The organism is Paenibacillus sp. 32O-W (genome assembly GCF_007679495.1).
Lineage (GTDB): Bacteria > Bacillota > Bacilli > Paenibacillales > NBRC-103111 > Paenibacillus_L > Paenibacillus_L residui.
Genome location: NZ_VEGP01000027.1, coordinates 15,310 through 31,925, shown reverse-complemented (window position 1 = coordinate 31,925; position 16,616 = coordinate 15,310). Strand labels below are relative to the sequence as shown.

Here is a 16,616-nt window from a genome sequence, read left to right as displayed (position 1 = left end):
TGAAAAAGCCTCCTGTACAGAAGGTGAGAGCACCTTGCCTTAAGGAAGCTGTGAGTATGATTGAAACCGTGATTACTGCTCCATCTGTTTAGCGAGAAATCCTGCCGCTGTCTCAGCCATCTTAAGCTCCATTTGCCCCATCTTGGCAGACTCATCCTTGCTGGTTATAATTACAGCTCCAATGGGATCCCCTCCTGCAACGATAGGGGAAATTACGTAAGAACTGTAGCTTTCCTTGACATCTTTACAGATGTCGTGCTGCCCCGGATTGGTTTCCAACACCGACTTCCGGCCCTCCATGGAGCTCTCGACCAATGCACCGATTTGCTTCTCCATATAATCTTTCTTGGAGGCTCCGGATACGGCGATAATGGTATCTCTGTCGGAGATAAGAATGATGTGGTTAGTGCTTTCGTACAATGATTCCGCATATTCCTTAGCGAAATCGCCGAGCTCGCCGATCGGGGAATATTTCTTGAGAATAACTTCTCCATCCCGATCCACAAAAATTTCTAACGGATCTCCTTCCCGGATTCTAAGGGTACGGCGTATTTCTTTCGGGATGACCACTCGGCCTAAATCGTCTATTCGACGAACGATTCCAGTTGCTTTCATAAGTCTCTGATGCCTCTCTTTCCTTTGATGAAATCAGATTCACTGGAGTAAAAGTGTATTTAAAGTATTCTTCGATTTCCAAAAACTTATACATTAGTAAGCCGGGGCAATTCCATGTTTTCGCCAGTCTCGACAGAGCGCACGAATAACGGTGACTTAGTAACACGGGTTTGAATCTCCATTGCAGGAACCCTCGAATTTTCTAGTCTGGACGGACCAATAGCGCTATTTCCCTCCCAAGGATAAACGGCTATCGCCGTCCTTAGGACGGGCGCGTTTACCGATGAAATATAAGAACAGGTATAGATGAAAACTTATACTTTCTTATATTTTAAAAAACAAAAGCACTCCCTTGAAGAGAGTGCTTGTTTATCGATATTATTCAGCGGCCGGCGATGCTGAAGGAGCAGGAGACTCGGAAGGAGTTTCCGCATTGGCATCGGCAGGCTTGTCCGATTCCGGCGTATCCGTGGATTCAGGGGTACCGGTAGAATCCGGGGCTTCGGACGGCTCCGGTTCAGGCAGATTGGTTTTGAAGTCGTAATTAGGCAGCTCCGACTCGATAAACTCGCCAATTTGCTCTGAAGTAATGGCTTCGCGAATGTTGGTCTTTACATCATCCAATGGACGCGGGCCTCTGAAATCAACCCTCATGATATGATATCCATAATCCGTTTCGATCGGTTCGCTGATGGTGTTCACCGGAAGCTCTTCGGCCGCCTGCTGGAACTGAGGAACCCACCTCTTGGCAGATAACGGCTCATTTTCATACTTACCGCCGTTATCTTTGGAACCGGGATCATCGGAATATTCCTTGGCCAGCTCGGCGAAATCGGCTCCGTTGTCCAGCTTGCCCTTAACTTCGTTGGCGATAGTCAGAGCCTCTTCTTTAGTGCGAAGATCCTTACCTTCCATATCTTTGATTCCAATGAGAATGTGACTAACCGTAACAACGTCCAATACTTTCTCATTGACCAGATTATCGTAATATTGCTGGATTTGTTCGTCGGTTACCTTGCTGTCCAAATCCGTCATGACAACCAGGCTGTTACGAACATAATCCTCCAGGTCCTTCTCCGTAATGTTAAGCTCTTTCAGATGATCCTTCAAAGCGCTTTTCCCTTTGGATTCATAATAGGCTTTGATTTCATCCATCTGCTTCTTGACTTCTTCTTCCGCATTCTTCTTGCTTTCATCAGATACTTGTCCAAGCATCAAATCGAGAGCGGCCATTTGCTTAAGCAAATATTCCTGGAATCCTGGAATGTCTTTGGCTGCGGCAAACTGGGCATTAAAGAAAGAAACGGTATTGAAAAATTTGTCAAACTCGCTTTGAGTAATGGAGCCATCCTTGTAAGTGGCCAGGACTTCCCCTTGCGCTCCGGACTTGTTCTTATCCCCACAGGCGCTCAGCATGGCTACAATCACGATCAGGACAAGGCTTATGATAAGCGCTCTAGTCTTGCGTGGTTTATTTCGCAGCATTTTGCAATTCTCCCTTCTCTTTATAAGCCTCCCTGTATTGTACCAAAAACTGCTCTAACAATGCTATGGATTGTTCTGGTTTGAGACCCTTGCATTTGACGACGATCTCGATATGCGCCCCGGGATTAACCTTCAGACGGCCTTCAAATTCCTTAGCCAGAGCCACAAGCTTCTTGCCTTCCAGTGCTTTGCTCCGCTTGGGATCGATCTTGAGGGTATAATCGTCTCCCTTCTGCACAATCGATTCTATCCCATACATGGAACCGTAAACTTTAAGTCTCGCCACCGCCAATAAATTTTCGACTGCCAGCGGCAAATCGCCGAAACGGTCTACCAGCTCCTCATGAAGATCTCCTGCCTCTTCCAGCGTAGTTACATTGGCTACTTTTTTGTAAATTTCAATCTTCTGAATGCTATCATAGATGTAATCGGACGGTAAGTAGGCGTCGATATGAAGATCCAACTGGGTACTCCAGAATTCGGGCTCGGTCTTATCCTCACCATCCAGCTCCTGCTTCCGCTTGGCGATCTCTTCCCCCAGCATCTGGGAATACAGATCGAAGCCGACGGACGCAATGAAGCCGTGCTGCTCCGCTCCTAACAAATTACCCGCACCGCGGATAGCCAAATCTCTCATCGCAATTTTAAAGCCGGAACCGAGCTCTGTGAACTCTTTGATCGCCTGCAGCCGTTTTTCAGCCACTTCCGTAAGTACCTTATCCCGCTGATAAGTAAAATAGGCATAAGCTATCCGGTTGGAGCGGCCAACTCTGCCCCGAAGCTGATACAGCTGGGAAAGCCCCATTTTATCGGCATCATGAACGATCAGAGTGTTGACGTTGGGAATGTCTACTCCGGTTTCTATGATGCTTGTGCTAACCAGCACATCGTATTCCCCGTCCAGGAAGTCGAGAATCGTCCTCTCCAGCTCCTGCTCCGACATTTGACCATGAGCGACGGCCACCTTGGCGTCCGGCACCAGCATGGAGATCTGATCGGCCATTTGCTGAATGCCCTGCACCCGGTTATATAAATAATACACTTGTCCCTCTCTCGCCAATTCCCGCTCAATAGCCTCCCGCACAAGAGTGTTGCTATGCTCTACCACATAGGTTTGAACCGGGAAGCGATTCTCCGGAGGAGTTTCGATGACCGACAAATCCCGGACGCCGAGCATCGACATATGCAGTGTCCGTGGAATAGGAGTAGCCGTCAATGTAAGAACATCCACATTTGGCTTGAGCCTCTTTAGCTTCTCTTTATGGGAAACCCCGAATCTCTGCTCCTCATCCACTATAAGAAGACCCAGCTCTTTAAAGACGATATCGGCGGACAATAACCGATGGGTCCCGATAACAATATCAACCGTACCGGTTTTGATTCCTTTAATCGTTTCGTTCTGTTCCTTCTTGGAGCGGAAACGGCTGAGCACCTGAATATTGAACGGATATTCCGAGAATCTTTCCCTGAACGTTTCATAGTGCTGTTGGGCCAGTATCGTTGTCGGCACCAGTACGGCCACTTGCTTGCCGTCGATTGCCGCCTTGAAGGCAGCACGAATAGCGACCTCGGTTTTACCGTAGCCTACGTCACCGCATAGCAGCCGGTCCATCGGCCGAGGCTTCTCCATATCCATCTTGATTTCCTCGATGGCCCGTATCTGATCGGGGGTCTCATCGTAGGGGAAGAGACTCTCGAATTCCTGCTGGTACGGCGTATCCTTGGAGAAAGGATATCCAGGCGTGGACTGCCTGTCTGCATAGAGCTTGATTAAATCATCGGCAATATCTTTAACGGAGGAGCGCACCTTGCTCTTAACCCGGTTCCACTCCGTACCGCCCAGCTTATAGATCTTGGGCTCCTTCTCTTCAGAGCCTACATATTTCTGGATGAGCTCTATCTGGTCAATAGGAACTGACAGCTTGTCTCCGCCGGCATAGAGAATATGCAAATAGTCTTTATGGATTCCATTGATTTCCAGGGTTCCAATGCCCACATATTTCCCGATTCCGTGATTAACATGGACGACATAGTCGCCCACTCTAAGCTCCTGATAGTTTTTAATCCGTTCCGCATTTTCTATTTTCTTGTCTACTTTACGTGCCTTGCGCTGCTTCTGAGAGAACATCTCTCCCTCCGTCAGCACGACCAAATGAACCGAAGGTAATTCAAATCCGCTCTGCAAATTTCCATCCAGCAAAATCGGCTCTTCAATCTTGTAATCATGAAGCACCCGTCGGACCCGCTCCATCCGTTCCTCGCCGCTGGCGAGCATAACCACTTTATAGCCGCTTTTTTTCCAACGGTCGGTTTCCGCTTTGAGCAGATTCATTTGACCATGGAAATTTTGCATGGCCCGGCTCATGAAGTTAACAATATTCTGCGGCTGGGTCTGCGGAACCTGGCGAAGGAATAAGGAGACATATAGAGTAGGAAACGGCTGTCGGTACAACAAGACGTCGTATGTCTTGGACAGCACAAAAGCCGGCAGAGTTTTACCTTCCTGCAGCAGCCCGGTCACCCATTCCGCCTCGTCTCTTTCCAGTTGTTTGGCGGTTTCCAGCAAACGGGATGGCTCATCGAGAATCAGCAGAGTGTCTTTGTCCATATAATCCGCCAGAGTATGTCTCTCGGGATACAGCAAAGAAATATATTTATAGATTCCCGGGAACGACTGCTGCTGTCTGAGCCGTTCTATGTCGCTGCGAATCTCCTCTTCCAGCTTCTCCTTGGCTTGACGGTCCGTCATTTTTGCCAGTTGCTTCTGCAGCAGGTCGAAGGCATGTTCGGCCGCATTTTGGAAACGCTTTCCTTCGGCAATAATCTCTTTACCTGGAGGAATAATCAGTTTATTTATTTTGTCTATCGATCGTTGATTGGCAGCGTCAAATGTTCGGATTGAGTCTACTTCGACATCAAACAGCTCTATTCGGTAAGGATTTGGCGATGTCAGCGGAAAGATATCAATAATTCCGCCCCTGACGCTCATCTCGCCCTTCTTCTCGACTTGATCCACACGCTCGTAGCCCATCTCCGTCATCCGGGTCAGGAAGGCTTCCAGTTCGAGCGCTTCACCCACGCTAACCGTTACTTGAGCTTCGGCAAATACAGACTTCAACGGCTGCAGCTTCCTCAAGCCGGCGTAGGGAGTGACGAGAACCCCTCTGAACCCGGTCGATAAGCGGGTTAACGCATCAATCCGCTGAGCAAGAGTCTCCGGGCTGGACACAGCGGTTTCTGCAGCCATCAGCTCCTGGGCCGGGAACAACAGCACATCCTCCGGAGGAAGGAACTCGGATAAATCTTCTACAATTTTCTGTGCCGCAAACATATTGTGGGTTACAACAAGGATCGGCTGCTTAAGCTCATCGGCCAATGCTGCGATCAACACCTGACGCGAAGAACCGGCCAGACCAGCTATTAATTGTTCCTTCATTCCGGACTTCAATCCGGATATAACGGTTTGAAAATCGGTGTCTTGAGACAGCGCTTGTATTAGCGATCGCAATGAATTCACTCCTCTCGACCATCAAAAAGAAGCCTCGGCGGAACTGCCAAGGCCATTAACATTCCTTAGTAATAGACGCTCTATATATTGACATATTCCGATTATTGCAGCGGATTGCTCAGCAAGGACAGCTCAGGATTGGCTTCCAGCGCTTCCCGGCAGTAATCACATGTAACCTTGACAATAACATTGCCATCCGGGTTATACGATATTATATCTCTGCGCTCGCCGGGGGTCAAGAATTGAAACCCGAGGCGGGCTTCGTCCACCGTATCCCTATCAATCTGCCCGACATGGCTGCGGCAGTGCCTGCAAATGTAAAGTATTGACATATCTATGCCTCCCGGAGTCATCCTATACCAACTTATTATGCCCAATTCTGCAGCAATTAAGCATAGGATAACCGTTGGGGCACACTGTTTGTTATTGACCAGTCAGCCTGGCGGGGTCTTAATTCAAAATTATGACCAAACGCCATCCATGGCGACGGCATTATGTAACTAACCGTTAAATTTCGCCATCGTTTGTTCAAAGGTATGGCTTATCGAATAAAGCATCGCTTCGCTCACGCGGTCCAATATATCGGGAAGCTGCTTAAATTCTTCCTTGGTGAAAGAGGAAAGCACATAATCGGCAATATCCGAACCCGGGGCGGGACGCGAAATTCCGATTCTTATTCGGTCGAAGGTCTGTGTCCCCGTATGCTGAATGATGGATTTGATTCCGTTATGTCCACCCGAGCTTCCCTGATAACGAAGGCGAAATTTGCCGAAGGCCGTATCCAGATCGTCATACAATACTGTAACATCCTCCAACTCCGCTTTATAATAATCCAGAAAAGCCCGCACCGATTCGCCGGACAGATTCATATAGGTCGTCGGCTTAATCAGCCATACTTTAGTCCCTTGAACGACACCTTCCCCGATCATCGCTTTGCACTTATTTTGCTTGATGGGAATTCCCCACTCACGGGCAAACCAATCGATCGCCATAAAACCGATGTTATGCCTGGTGTTTTCGTAGGACCTTCCGGGATTGCCGAGACCGACAAAACATTTCATAGCCGTATATCCACCTTCGTAAATAAATGATTATCTTACTATTTTAATCGGGAACTTGCGCAAGATCAAATCGGCAAGGCCGGAAAGCCTTTGGGTCGGCGGATTTTTAATGGCAGAATAGCACCTGCCGACTATATCGCAATGATATCAAACGACAAAAAACACGCCTCGTGAATCGGATCAGGCGTGTCCCTAATTGAAATCTTATTCCTCACCCTGCTGCCCAGGTGCTTCTCCGGCTGTCTCCTCGGCCTCCGTATCATCGGGAGCCTCTTCCTTCTGAGGAGCCAGTATAGTTACCACTACTTCATGGGGGTCTGAAATAATCTCCAGCTCAGACGGTACGGTTATTTCGGAGACCGTCAAATTCTCCCCTACTCCCAATCTCGATACGTCTACGGAAATGGTCGGGGGAAGATGCTGTGGAAGGCACTTAACCTCCACTTCATGAGCCCTTATCTGCAAAATTCCGCCTTCCTTGACTCCAATCGCCTCTCCGGTAATTTCTACCGGAATCATGGAACGGACAGGCTCGTCCATGCGGATGAGGTGAAAATCGATGTGCAGCAGCTCCCCGGAAAGCGGGTCCTTCTGCACCTGCTGGATCATCACCGGCTGCTTCCCTCCGTCAGGCATGGACATCTCAATGACTCCATGAGGGTTTGTCCTTAGAAGCTGCCCAATTTCCTTGTTATCCACCAGGACCGATACGCTGCCTATAGTCTTGCCATATACACTTCCCGGCACGAAACCTTCCTTCCTTACTTGCTTTCGTCCAGACTTCGTTAATTCCGGGCGTTCCTTCACTATCAATGTAGCGGTCATAATCAAATACCTCCAAGCATAGGTTTAAGAGCGAGCGAGTACCGCAGACTCTCTGAAGGAGGCGATAGCAGAGTCCTTATGGGGAGATTGCTCCGCCCAGAAGAACTCTCAGCACCACCTTGTGAAAGAATACTCACTCGTTACTTTACCCATATATTGGAGGTTCAAAACCAAAACTATTCAAATAAATTACTTATCGACTGTTCTTCGTGCACACGAATAATGGCCTCTCCCATCAGCGGCGCAACCGAAAGCGCCTTGATCTTGGGGGATGGCTCGCGATGAGAAATCGGAATGGTGTTGGTTACCAGCAGCTCGCGAATCGGAGATTCTTCGATCCGCTGCATAGCCGGACCCGACAGAACCGCATGGGTTCCGCAAGCGAAAACTTCCTTGGCGCCATACTCCATCAGTGCGTTGGCAGCCAAAGTCATCGTACCGGCAGTATCGATAATATCGTCTATCAGAATGGCGGTCTTCCCTTCAATGTCTCCAATGATATTCATCACTTCACTGACATTGGGCTCCGGCCTTCTCTTATCGATAATAGCCAACGGCGCTTTAAGATAGTCCGCAAGCCTTCTCGCCCGAACCACTCCGCCGTGGTCTGGAGATACAACGACCACATTGCTTAATTCTTTATCCCGATAATATTGTCCCAATATGGGAACTCCGAGCAAATGATCGACCGGAATATCGAAAAATCCTTGAATCTGCATCGCATGCAAATCCATAGTAATGACCCGATGAGCTCCGGCCGTCTCAATCAAATTCGCTACCAGCTTGGCCGTGATCGGATCACGGGATCTTGCCTTGCGGTCCTGTCGTGCATAGCCGTAATACGGAATAACGACATTAATGCTTCTGGCCGATGCCCGCTTGAGAGCATCGGTCATCACCAGCACTTCCATCAGATGGTCGTTAACCGGGCTGCATGTGGACTGGATTAGAAATACATTAGAGCCCCGGACACTCTCATTCAGCTTAATTTGGATTTCTCCATCGCTGAACCGCACAATATCCGCGCTTCCGAGCGGAACATCTATATAGTCGGCAATTTCCTGGGCTAACTGAGGATTGGAGTTACAGGTAAACACTTTAAGTTTTGAATCGCAATATGGCATTTCCAGCCGTTCCTCCTTGGCAGATCGGTGCTAGTCTTTTTTACTGTTTCTGGCTTTGATTCGGTTGCGCAATAACTGAGCGTACCCGGGTTTGTTGGTTTGTCGTTCCCTGGCAATGGCGAGGTCCCCTTCCTCTACGGGATGGGTAATAGTGGAACCGGCCACCACATAAGCGCCCTTGCCGATTTTGACAGGAGCAATCAGGTTGACATTGCTGCCGATAAAAGCTCCGTCTTCCACCTCGGTCAGGTGCTTCTTATAGCCATCATAATTTACCGTAATGGCACCGCAGCCAATATTGACATCTTTTCCAACCTTTGCGTCGCCCACATAGCTCAAATGAGATACTTTGGTGTTGTCGCCAAGCGTCGAATTTTTGATCTCGACAAAATCGCCGACCTTAACGTCTCTTCCCAATCGGGCTCCCGGACGCAAATAGGCGAACGGGCCGACATGGGAATGCTCTCCTACCGTCGCTTCCTGCAGCACGGACTGCTTGACCGTCCCGCCATGTTCTATGGTGGAATCGATAATTTCAGAATAAGGCCCTATAATACAGTCTTCACCAATGACGGTCTTCCCTTTCAAAACGGTTCCGGGCAGCAGTACCGTGTCCTGCCCTATCTCCACATCCGGTTCGATATAGGTTTGAGCCGGATCTTGAATCGTAACGCCGTTAATCATATGCTTCCGGAGAATTCGGTCTCTCATAAGCTTCTCCGCTTCCGCCAGTCCAATGCGGTCGTTAATTCCGGCCGCTTCCGAAGGATCGGGGGTGCAATAACCGATTACCCGGTCGCCATCGGCTTTCATAATACCTATGACATCAGTCAAATAGTATTCGTTCTGAGCATTATGATTAGTGACGCGGTCCAAAGCTTTGAACAGCTTGTGGTTATCGAACAAATAAGTCCCCGCGTTGATTTCCTTGATTAATTGCTGGGACTCGTTACAGTCCTTCTGCTCGATAATTCCGGTCACAAGCCCTTGATCGTCTCTTGTGATCCGGCCGTATCCATGGGGATTCTCCATTTCCGCGGTCAAGATCGTTGCCGCCGCTCCGCTCTCCTGATGAAGACGGATCATCTCCCTCAGAGTTTCTTCTCTAACCAAAGGGGTATCCCCGCATATTACAATGGTGACTCCTTGTTCATTCTCAAGAAGGGGCTTGGCTTGCAGCACTGCATGTCCAGTGCCTAGCTGCTCGGCCTGAAACGCATATTCTGCCCGGTCTCCCAAGTAGGCTTTAATTTCATCCGCTCCATTGCCTACGATAGCGACTTTGCGCTTTGTTTCGATCTTTTCCAACAAATCCAGGACGTGACCGACCATCGGCTTTCCGCAAACCGGATGAAGCATCTTGTACAGCTTTGATTTCATCCGCTTCCCCAAGCCGGCAGCCAATATGATGCTGTTTATCTGCAAATCAGACCACTCCAAGCTAATATAAGGTTCACTATAGAATATAGCTCACTTTCTGCAAAAAGAAAAGAGAGCCCATTCCGGGCTCTCTTCGCGGGGCTGAAATGCATTACGCCCCTTCTTCTATTACTTGCTCTTCCTCAATAGCGGCTCTTTCATACTCGGCCAGTACAGCCACCTGAATTTTTTCGCGAGTGGTCGAAGAAATCGGATGGGCGATATCGCGGAACTCTCCATCGGGCGTACGCTTGCTAGGCATAGCTACGAACATCCCGTTGTTCCCGTCGATGACACGAATATCGTGAACGACAAATTCGTTGTCAATCGTAATGGATGCAATCGCCTTCATTCTTCCTTCTGTGTTGACTCGGCGGAGTCTTACATCTGTAATTTGCACTCAAGTTCACCACCTTTTATCATCAAAAAGACTTGGTATAGACTTCCACATTTTGTTGGAAAATCCTTCTTTTCAATGATAAAAAAATGGCATTTTCTAAAATATTTTCCCGAGTTGTTATTATTCGACACCAATCGCTACAATCAATTCGATTTCGACAAGAACATCCTTGGGAAGCCTTGCCACCTCGACGGTGGAACGCGCCGGTTTGTGGTTGCCGAAATATTCGGCATAAATTTCATTGACCTCAGAGAACATACCCATGTCCTTCAAATAGACGGTCGCCTTCAACACATGCTGGAAATCGGCTCCCACCTCGCCAAGGATTTCTTTAAGATTCCGGAAGACCTGATGGGTTTGTTCCCGGATTCCACCCTCTACAATCTTGCCGTCCAGCCCGAGGGGAATTTGTCCGGATGTAAAAAGTACATTCCCGAACTGAACGGCCTGAGAATAGGGGCCGATGGCGGCCGGTGCTTTCTCCGTTGCAATTTGGATCGGTTTCATTCCATCACTTCCTTCTAGTCAAAATAATTACCAGGAACAGCAGTCAGACTTCTCGCTTTCGAATCGACGGACAGTCTGGCTAGCGACACATAGTCGGTAACGAGTCGTTCCCGCACATCTTCCGATTCAACCAACACTCCAACGCCCTGCACAGTCGCTTTAAACTCCTGAAGAAGGTCCATCATTCCCTGGATCGTCCCGCCGGCTCTCATGAAATCATCGATGATCAGCACCTTGGATTGCTCCTTCAATGCGCGTCTTGCCAATGACATAGTCTGAATCCTCCGGTTGGAGCCCGATACGTAATTGATGCTTACGGTCGACCCCTCCGTGACCTGACTGTCTCTGCGCACAATAACGACCGGCAAATTAAGGAAAGTCGCGGTCGCATAAGCTAGAGGGATTCCTTTGGTCTCTACCGTCATCACCACATCAATATCACGGTCGGAGAACGCCGTGGCGAAAATTTTGCCGATTTCATTCATAATCGCCGGCTTACCCAAAAGATCGGACATATATAAATATTCTCCCGGAAGGATCCGTTCCGGTTGTTCCAGCATTCCGCACAGCTTGCGGATCAATTCCAAAGAGGCCGTTTTCGGGTATTTGGGGATGAATATTACACCCCCGGCCGCCCCTGCCAAAGTCTGCAGTTCACCGAAGCCCTCCGCTTCAAACACTTCCTTAATGATCGCCAAATCTTCGCTGATGGAGGACTTGGCCGCTTGATAACGCTCAGCAAAAGTGGTTAACGGAATCAAGGAATGAGGCCGGTACAGCAAGTATTGCGTCATCTCCACTAATCTTGCACTGCGTTTTAATTTTTTCATGACACACCTCTGACCGTTTACTCAACAAGTCGGCATTTTAAGTTAAAATCCGAATATTAACATTAAATATACCATCTTTATACGTATTTAGACAAGCTTGCCGCAAGAGTGTCAGGTCAGCAGCCGTACAGCGTACACTTCTTTGCAAAAGCCTCTCAAGCCGTTATATATCTTTGCCGCTTTGGAAAACTTCGAGACCAGGCCGAACACCGTCGGACCGCTTCCGGACATCAATACGCCGTCGGCTCCCATCCGCTGCATGCTGTCCCGCAGTTGCCTTACCTCCGGATATAATTCGAAGGTTATATTTTCCAATACATTACCCAGTGAGCGGCACAATAAATCAAATCGTCCCGAACGGATGGATTGCAGCATATCCGGAATGGAAGGATGGTGTTCGATTTCGGAAGCCTTCAGCTTCCCGTAAACTTCCCCTGTAGATACATTAATGGGCGGTTTAGCAAGGATAACCCAGCACTGTGGAGGTGAAGGTAGGGGCTCGAGCTTCTCTCCCCTGCCACTTGCCAAAGCAGTACCTCCCATCACACAGAAGGGCACGTCCGAACCAAGCTCGGCTCCGAGCTCCATCAATTCCCGGGCGGGGATGCCCAGATTCCACAGACGGTTCAAGCCGCGAAGAGTGGCGGCGGCATCGCTGCTTCCCCCTGCCAGACCGGCCGCAACGGGAATTTTTTTGTCCAGGTGGATATAAACCCCTTTATGTACGTTATATCGTTCCTTAATCAGCTTGGCCGCCTGGAAAGCAAGGTTCTTCTCATCCAGCGGGATATAGCCCGCCTGACTTGATATGATAATGGTGTCCCGAGACAGCTCCTGCATTTCCAGCCTGTCCGCCAAATCAACCATCGTCATGACCATTTCCACTTCATGATACCCATCTTCCCTTTTGTATAATACATCCAAAGAAAGGTTGATTTTAGCCGGAGCCTTTTCAAATACTTTCATGCAGTCACCTTCTTCGCATTTACCGTTAAACAGCTTAACATATTATAACATGGCTGGTCAGCAAAATAACCCCATAAAGTGGCGCATGCCTTCGAAGCGTACTCCGTCCTGGTCACCCGCCATGCAGCGCCGCAACGTGTGCCGCGAGAGGCACGCATTTGAGTCCTCCAATCCCGGTCGCACTCCCTGACTTTCTTTCGATAGCAGCTTGATAACATTTTGCGGCTAATGATACTAAAAAAAGCCGGAACGGCTATCCCTCCGGCCTCCGGCTTCTGGCAACCCGTTTCGCCGGCTCAGAGCTTGCGGCATGTACTTCCGGCGAACTCGGCATTTAACGGTTCGGACGGTTTCCGCTTGTGGCCTGCTCGGCGATTTGGATCGCCCGTTTAACCATATTTCCGGCATCCTTGGTCCGAATCCCGCCCCAGCCCTCTTCTTTGACCGTATTATAGAATCCTAAATCTTTGGCAAGCTCATATTTAAACTGTTCGGACATGACGCTTCTTCTTCTCCGGCTCATCAGTATCCCTCCTTTCGCTCAGGGTTAGTATGTGTAAAGGCAGACAATAAAATAACCCCACAAAGTAACGTCCGGCCTTCGAAGCATATTCCGTCCGTGTTCCAACAGAGTCAGCGGCCAAGACTTCCTCTAAGCGCTGTCGCTCTTCCCTAATTACACTCTTTGCGGCGAGCCTTGAATATCCCCTACAAATAAAAAACAGCAAAACCCAAAAGGGCTTTGCTGCAAAATTCGTTCAGTTAAGTTTGCATATAAGAGATGCGGACTTGTCCTTCATCTTGGCAGACGGTTACTTCTACGGACTCCGTCAGTATATCCGCATAGCTGTATGACACTCGTTTAAAAGCATGCTGCTCTTGATCAAGCTTTACGATAAAAACAGAAGGGTAGGTCTCTTCCAAAACTCCAGATCGTTCAATGGTCTTTCGGCGACCACCGTTTGCACGCAACACAATCTTCTGCCCAACGTGGGGCTCCAAACTGCGTCTGATCTCCAATAGCGCATTTTTAGCCATTGTAAGCTACCACCTCTTTCCTTAGTCCATTATAACTCAAGATGGGCAGCTTGTCAATTAAGGATAATATTATATCAGCATCATAATTGCGTTGTCAACGGTTAATTTGTCCCGAATTTTTTTGAACAACGAGGCCTGCCGGTACGGTTCCCGAATCCGGTTAAACCTCCATAATTCTACAAAAAAAGCACCTATAAGCAAGGTGCTTGAATCAGGATTCCATATGGGTCTGCGGCTTCGGCAAAACTAATCGGAAGCTTCCCCGGGTCTGTATGCCTCCCAGCCCTTCAAGCCCCGACTGGGTTTGATGGATAATGTCGGAAATTTGGATCGTATCATCAATGGAAGTGAAGGATACTCTCGATGCCACAATCAGCGGATCCAGGGCATGGATCAACACCCGCGAAGGCGAGCTGGCAAAGTTGGCCCCGGCGAGCAGCAACGCCTCATAATGGGACTGACAGGCACCTGCTATAATAACGAGAGAGTCCCGGTTTCTGTCGTACTGCCGGGCTATCTTCACAGCCTGAACGAAATTATGCGAATTTTTGTAATTGCTAAGATTCATGACATCCGGCTGCCCCTGACCTTTGACAAGCCCGTCATGCCCCGTAATGACCACGATATCGGGCTGGGACTGCGGAAGCAGCTTATATAGTACAGACGGCATTGCCGATTCATGAACATGTACCCCTTCAGCGGGTACTCTTAGCTGCTTATACAGCTCCATACACTTTCTCAAGTAGCGGGGGTCTCCGTCCAGATGGAGCACTTTGCCCGGAAGCTCAAAGAAGGAGCGGGCTTGGCGCGCTTTATTCGGATTGACGCGGCTGTTTCCCTTCTTATGGGTCTGTTTCTGCGTTTCGCCAAATCGCCTTATGGATTCGTCCGCACTCCTTTGAAACGCCTCCTCGTCCTTGTAAATCCTCGCGGAGCTGACCGGTTCCAAATCAGCCGGCGGTGCATCGGCCAGAAGCCGGTAATTGATCCCTCTCAACCAGGATTTGTACCGACTTATCGCTTCGATTCTGAAGATGACATCTCCGCCGTAGGATTTTCTCGTTACCAGATCCCCTTGCTTCATCGCCATAATCCCTCCCCTTGAACTATCCTATGGCAGGGATGGGCTTTTGGTGTATAAGAAGTTTACAGGGAGCGCAGCATGATGTTGCTTAGTCGGGCATATTCGTCAATGGATAGTGTCTCTCCGCGCCGAGCCGGATCTATTCCCGCCTCTGCCAGAATAGTCTCCAAACGCGATCTCTCCCCTTTACCGAAGAAACGGGCGAGCAAGTTGTTGGCAACCGTTTTCCGTCTCTGGGCAAAGGCTGCCTGCACAACATCAAAGAAGAAGGCTTCGTCTTCCACCTGCACCGGAGGCCGGTCTCTTACCTTCAGCTTAATGACCGCAGAGTCCACGTTAGGCTGCGGAATGAAGACCGTACGCGGAACAATGGTGACCAATTGGGGCTCACAGTAATAGCTAACCGCTAAACTCAGGCTTCCGTAATCCTTGGTCCCCGGTCCCGAGGCCATACGATCGGCAACCTCCTTCTGAATCATTACCACGATGTTACGGAGCGGAAGCTTCTCTTCCAGCAGCTTCATCACAATAGGGGTCGTTACATAGTAGGGCAAATTAGCCACAACACTGACCCGTTCGCATTCTCCCAGATGCTGGCGCAGCAAATCGCCCAAAGGCAGTTTAAGCACATCCCCGTGTACGATCTGCACATTAGAGTAAGAGGCCAGAGTTTCGTCAAGTATGGGAATCAGCCGCTGGTCAATCTCTACAGCTAACACGGCCTTGGCCGCCCTGGCCAGCGGTTCGGTGAGAGATCCGATCCCGGGTCCGATCTCCAAGGCTCCATCATCGGGGCCCAATTCAGCCGCTTCAACGATTTTACGCAATATATTTTGATCGACCAGAAAGTTTTGCCCCAAGCTTTTCTTAAAGGAAAATCCATGTCGGGACACAATCTCTTTCGTTCGATTCGGTGCAGAAATATCTCCGTAGTCCTTTAGTTGTTTGTCCATTTACAACCCTCTTTTGGCTAATTCCTTAATGGCCTGCTCGAATTCCGCCCGGCTAATTTTAAACATGCGGCATCTCTTATGAAACTGTTTTCCGTTAGCATACCCAATTCCCAGCAGCTTGCCCGCCTCCAGACGGCGTTGGGAAACTTGGGGATGACCGATCAAGCCCGCTTCGATCAGATCCTGCCAGGAGATTTCCGATTCGGCCGGATTGAAATCTGTCTTAACATTCGCAAGAGCCGTCCGAATTGCCTCTGGGGAGGCATTCTCGACGCCTATATCATCCTTATATAAGGCGTCCTCCTTCTGGAGGAAAGCGTGCTTGCAGCCGGGTACTCTGGCAGTAATCAGTCTTCTCAGTTTCTCCCCCGCATGATCGGGGTCGGTGAATATGATGACGCCTCTCCGTTCCTGCGCCAATTCAATCCGGCGGTAGATGTCTTCGTTAATGGCCGATCCGCCGGTTTCGATCGTATCCGCCTCTACGGCTCTACGAATAGCAGCCGTATCGTCCTTCCCCTCAACGACAATTAATTCCTTAATCATTCGGTTCACCTCAAGCGAAAAATTATGAACCATTTGTGCTGCGCTTCTTAGCATGAAGTGGTTTTAGAGACCGTTGGAATTCCAAGTTACCCGTAAAATTTTTATCCTAGACAAATTTGGACTTCCAATCGCTGTTATCCTCGGATTAACATAATGCTATCAGCGGTTCGTTCCCGCCATACGATTGAACCGGACCACCTATAACAAGCAAAAAGAAGAGGAGCTACCCTCTTCTTGTCATGCTTCACTGTCTTT

17 protein-coding genes are annotated in these 16,616 nt (G+C 49.1%); all 17 read right to left on the bottom strand.

Features of this window, described 5'->3' with window-relative positions; genetic code table 11:
- Positions 1-72: 72 nt before the first annotated feature.
- On the bottom strand, positions 73-615 hold the full coding sequence (gene spoVT, locus FS806_RS12615) for a stage V sporulation protein T (RefSeq protein WP_144936749.1): 543 nt from the start codon (positions 613-615) through the stop codon (positions 73-75).
- A gap of 378 nt (positions 616-993) precedes the next feature.
- Positions 994-2,100, bottom strand: a complete 1,107-nt coding sequence (locus tag FS806_RS12610) for a peptidylprolyl isomerase (protein WP_144936746.1) — start codon at positions 2,098-2,100, stop codon at positions 994-996.
- Positions 2,087-5,608, bottom strand: a complete 3,522-nt coding sequence (mfd, locus tag FS806_RS12605; protein WP_144936743.1) for a transcription-repair coupling factor — start codon at positions 5,606-5,608, stop codon at positions 2,087-2,089. Before mfd ends, FS806_RS12610 begins: the two co-directional genes overlap by 14 nt.
- 101 nt (positions 5,609-5,709) lie before the next feature.
- Positions 5,710-5,940 (bottom strand): anti-sigma-F factor Fin, encoded by a 231-nt coding sequence (fin, locus tag FS806_RS12600; RefSeq protein WP_144936740.1) that lies wholly within the window; start codon positions 5,938-5,940, stop codon positions 5,710-5,712.
- Positions 5,941-6,108: 168 nt separating this feature from the next.
- Complete coding sequence (pth, locus tag FS806_RS12595) at positions 6,109-6,669, bottom strand: aminoacyl-tRNA hydrolase (RefSeq protein WP_144936736.1); 561 nt, start codon at positions 6,667-6,669, stop codon at positions 6,109-6,111.
- A gap of 204 nt (positions 6,670-6,873) precedes the next feature.
- Complete coding sequence (locus FS806_RS12590; protein ID WP_144936733.1) at positions 6,874-7,494, bottom strand: 50S ribosomal protein L25; 621 nt, start codon at positions 7,492-7,494, stop codon at positions 6,874-6,876.
- A 176-nt stretch (positions 7,495-7,670) separates the two neighbouring features.
- The gene (locus tag FS806_RS12585) at positions 7,671-8,618 is read right to left on the bottom strand and encodes a ribose-phosphate diphosphokinase (RefSeq protein WP_144936730.1); all 948 of its coding nucleotides are present in this window, start codon (positions 8,616-8,618) and stop codon (positions 7,671-7,673) included.
- Between the two features lie 30 nt (positions 8,619-8,648).
- Entirely contained in the window at positions 8,649-10,043 is a 1,395-nt protein-coding gene (gene glmU, locus FS806_RS12580) for a bifunctional UDP-N-acetylglucosamine diphosphorylase/glucosamine-1-phosphate N-acetyltransferase GlmU (protein ID WP_144936727.1), read from the bottom strand.
- Positions 10,044-10,149: 106 nt separating this feature from the next.
- Entirely contained in the window at positions 10,150-10,437 is a 288-nt protein-coding gene (spoVG, locus tag FS806_RS12575) for a septation regulator SpoVG (protein WP_144936723.1), read from the bottom strand.
- A 120-nt stretch (positions 10,438-10,557) separates the two neighbouring features.
- Complete coding sequence (locus FS806_RS12570; RefSeq protein ID WP_144936720.1) at positions 10,558-10,944, bottom strand: RidA family protein; 387 nt, start codon at positions 10,942-10,944, stop codon at positions 10,558-10,560.
- A 14-nt stretch (positions 10,945-10,958) separates the two neighbouring features.
- Positions 10,959-11,774 (bottom strand): pur operon repressor, encoded by an 816-nt coding sequence (gene purR, locus FS806_RS12565; protein WP_144936717.1) that lies wholly within the window; start codon positions 11,772-11,774, stop codon positions 10,959-10,961.
- Positions 11,775-11,885: 111 nt separating this feature from the next.
- Positions 11,886-12,740, bottom strand: coding sequence for a 4-(cytidine 5'-diphospho)-2-C-methyl-D-erythritol kinase (gene ispE / locus FS806_RS12560; RefSeq protein WP_144936714.1), 855 nt, complete (start codon positions 12,738-12,740; stop codon positions 11,886-11,888).
- 334 nt (positions 12,741-13,074) lie between these two features.
- Complete coding sequence (locus FS806_RS12555; protein ID WP_144936712.1) at positions 13,075-13,263, bottom strand: small, acid-soluble spore protein, alpha/beta type; 189 nt, start codon at positions 13,261-13,263, stop codon at positions 13,075-13,077.
- A gap of 239 nt (positions 13,264-13,502) precedes the next feature.
- Positions 13,503-13,778 (bottom strand): biofilm formation stimulator Veg, encoded by a 276-nt coding sequence (gene veg / locus FS806_RS12550; RefSeq protein WP_144936710.1) that lies wholly within the window; start codon positions 13,776-13,778, stop codon positions 13,503-13,505.
- Between the two features lie 211 nt (positions 13,779-13,989).
- The gene (gene yabG, locus FS806_RS12545; RefSeq protein WP_144936846.1) at positions 13,990-14,862 is read right to left on the bottom strand and encodes a sporulation peptidase YabG; all 873 of its coding nucleotides are present in this window, start codon (positions 14,860-14,862) and stop codon (positions 13,990-13,992) included.
- Positions 14,863-14,924: 62 nt separating this feature from the next.
- The gene (gene rsmA / locus FS806_RS12540; RefSeq protein WP_144936707.1) at positions 14,925-15,815 is read right to left on the bottom strand and encodes a 16S rRNA (adenine(1518)-N(6)/adenine(1519)-N(6))-dimethyltransferase RsmA; all 891 of its coding nucleotides are present in this window, start codon (positions 15,813-15,815) and stop codon (positions 14,925-14,927) included.
- Positions 15,816-16,361: a ribonuclease M5 gene (gene rnmV / locus FS806_RS12535; protein WP_144936704.1), complete on the bottom strand. Its 546-nt coding sequence runs from the start codon at positions 16,359-16,361 to the stop codon at positions 15,816-15,818.
- Positions 16,362-16,616 lie beyond the last annotated feature (255 nt).